Raw genomic sequence first — 2,789 nt, 5'->3', positions numbered from 1 at the left:
CCCCGGCGTCCAGTCCGCGCGGCAGCGACTAGCGTTGTGCCACTGCCGCTAAACGGATCGAGAATGAGACCGCGCTGTTTCGAGCAATCCCGGATTGCATCAGCGACCATCCGCAACGGCTTGACGGTCGGATGCGATCTCAAATCGTCCATGCGGCCCTTGCGAAACGTGTTGGCACCCGGATAGCGCCAGACATTGGTGCGATACCTTCCCTTCTCGCCCAGACCAAAATTGTTGATATGTTGAGCCCGGCCGGACTTGAACGCGAAGATCATTTCGTGTGCGCTTCTATAGAAGGACCCTTGACCTCCATTCGATTTAGCCCAGACGATCAGGTTTTTGAGCTCGGTATACACTCCGTCCGCGGCGTCGGTGATCTCACGGAGGTGCCTCCAGTCCATGCAGTGAAAGTGGATCGAGCCGTTCGCGCTGTGATTGACGAGGTGGCGGAATACCATTCGCAAAAAAGCCGTGAATTCGGGCTTTGTCATCTCCCCGCTCGCATGAGCGAATTCGCGATGTTTTATCTGGCCGGATCCAGAAATACCGCTAATGCGCACATTGTATGGCGGGTCTGCAAAGACCAGCTGCGCGCGTTCTCCTTCGAGTAACCGGTCGTAGCTATCCGGATCCAGTGCATCGCCGCACAGCAATCGGTGATCGCCGATCTGCCAAAGGTCACCTGTTCGAGATACGGCTTGCGCATCTGCTTCCGGCAACTCAACCGGTGGTTCGTCATCGTCCGAAACTTGCTCATCACCGAGCATGATGTCGTCAATCTCGATCGCGTCGAAGCCGGTGATTTCAATGTCATCAAATTCCGCTTCGAACAGGAACTCAAATTCCGCCGCGAGCAGGTTTTCATTCCAAGTCGACAGTTCTGCTACACGGTTGTCCGCCAGTGCAAAGGCCCGCCGATCAGCTTCCGTCACGAAAGCTACCTTGAGCGTCGGAACTTCTTCGAGGCCCAAGGCTTCAGCCGCGAGGTAACGGCCGGCACCAGCGACGATCAGACCGTCATCATTGATGATGATCGGATTGACAAAACCGAAGCGCGTAATTGACCGGCTGATCTGCCTGATCTGCTGGGCGTTATGCGTTCGGGGGTTTTTGGGGTTGATCCGGATCGCACCAAGTGGGCGCATCTCAATCCGGGGATGGTTCGTTACGGCGTTCATTATCTACTCCTTCAATTGGAAAAGGAGCGAATCATTTATCGGGCATTTTTTATGCCGTCATGGAAACTATCTCACGCAAATCGGTGTGAATTCCACAAGCTTGTGGCCATGGCCCGGTTTGGGCGTCATTCCGTCGGCTGCAAGTCCACCGCCATAGAAAGGGAAGAGATCGCAGAAGCGCATGGGTTTACCAGCATACTCTTTGCGCAGCTTATGCACGGCCAGGGCAATCGTCCGTTCAGCGATGTCCGGGTCGATGGCTTTCATAATATCGCGGACCGTTTGGCTGGCCTGATTTTTCGAGAGAACCGGGCCGTATATGTCCCTAATCTCTTTGACCATCGTCACACGCCGACCACAGCATTCCTGCACCGCAGCCATTATACCCGCAACATGCAATGGAAGAATATCATCGCGAGATGGCCCCTCTCGCTTGAAAATTTTTGTTGTGACCTTTTTTGCGACTTTACGTAACTCCTCATCCGAGCAGCGGCGCCATTGCAGCGAGCTTCGACCGGTCATTTCTTCCAGAAAGTGACCAAATACTATTCGTATCTCCAACTGGAGGTCATCAATGATGTCGGAAAGCTCAACCTTTCCGTGCAGTGCATCTCGCAGGTCCTGGATAGATTGGTTGAAGGCCTGACGAGGTCCCAAAACCTTTCGGCAGAAGTTGTAGTTCAACCAGAGATATTCGAGTTTCCTTTGGAACTCTTGGGAAATCGCCGCCTGCCGTTGCGGGTCGTGCACGATGTTGGGAGTGTCGGAAACGCCGACAGGATCGAGATCGGGGTTGAGCATGACTTTGCCCTCACGCCTTTGTCTGGCCTTGAAATCAGCCCCGGCGGCGAGCCGATAGTAACCAACCGCTTGCTGGTCGTAGCGCTCCATTGATAACGCGGAACAATCATCGTCCGCAATTAGGTAATCCACAGAGGCTCCCTGTGGCCCGGTATTTTTGGAACGATTGTCCGCGAGCCGAGCGACTAGCTGTCTCGCCGAGTATCGGCCCCATCGGTGATTGCAGTTGCAGCGTCCGCAATGGATACGAGTTTGTCGCCCAATTGCTGTATCATGACAAATCGTCTGAGATGATCCGGGCCGCTCTCTGCTTTCGCTATTACCAGCTCCGGATGCGCATCTTCGATCAAAACGATCGCGCACATTAACAATCCGTCCAATGTCTGTTCCGCAGTCTCGCGATCGATCATCTGTCTGTCCTCATCCGAAGACGACACACGCTCTGTTTCGTGCCCAAGTCCAGTCCAGATCGAGAATATGTGAAACCGTGAGGTTGGCTATTCGAGAAGCTGGCTCGCGGTCACACCAAGAGGCCGGGCAAGCTTTTCGATGATTGTGATCGTTGGGTTACGCGCACCGCGCTCTATATCCGAAATATAGGTGCGATGAATGTCCGCCTCATGCGCAAAGGCTTCCTGACTCCACCCCTTCTCTTTTCGGTATCGGCGGACATTTTCCCCGAGGCGTTTACAGATATCCATGCACGTCAAGAGACGCGTATGTCGCCGATCAATCTACAGACGATCAGTGACATTTAGGTTGACTGTTCGCGCGCTCCAAGCAACCATCATGTCACTTATTGTATACAAC

Annotated in this window: 4 protein-coding genes; all 4 read right to left on the bottom strand. The window is 53.9% G+C overall.

The features are described 5' to 3' along the window. Window positions 1–1,145 (bottom strand): site-specific DNA-methyltransferase (locus DFR46_RS14640; RefSeq protein ID WP_245953913.1); only part of this gene is annotated, 1,145 nt, incomplete at its 3' end. A 99-nt stretch (window positions 1,146–1,244) separates the two neighbouring features. Next, complete coding sequence (locus DFR46_RS14635; protein ID WP_147297712.1) at window positions 1,245–2,111, bottom strand: hypothetical protein; 867 nt, start codon at window positions 2,109–2,111, stop codon at window positions 1,245–1,247. Window positions 2,112–2,164: 53 nt separating this feature from the next. Next, on the bottom strand, window positions 2,165–2,389 hold the full coding sequence (locus DFR46_RS14630; RefSeq protein WP_116237443.1) for a hypothetical protein: 225 nt from the start codon (window positions 2,387–2,389) through the stop codon (window positions 2,165–2,167). An 87-nt stretch (window positions 2,390–2,476) separates the two neighbouring features. Next, entirely contained in the window at window positions 2,477–2,680 is a 204-nt protein-coding gene (locus DFR46_RS14625) for a helix-turn-helix domain-containing protein (RefSeq protein WP_116237442.1), read from the bottom strand. Between the last annotated feature and the right edge of the window lie 109 nt (window positions 2,681–2,789).

It is taken from the genome of Parasphingopyxis lamellibrachiae (assembly GCF_003385775.1).
Taxonomy (GTDB): Bacteria; Pseudomonadota; Alphaproteobacteria; order Sphingomonadales; family Sphingomonadaceae; genus Parasphingopyxis; species Parasphingopyxis lamellibrachiae.
This window is presented reverse-complemented; position numbering and strand designations above follow the sequence as displayed.

What these genes read in the sequence shown, in the direction of transcription:
- DFR46_RS14630 (WP_116237443.1), bottom strand. Translation starts at nt 2,389, where the DNA reads ATGATCGATCGCGAGACTGCGGAACAGACATTGGACGGATTGTTAATG.
- DFR46_RS14625 (WP_116237442.1), bottom strand. Translation starts at nt 2,680, where the DNA reads ATGGATATCTGTAAACGCCTCGGGGAAAATGTCCGCCGATACCGAAAA.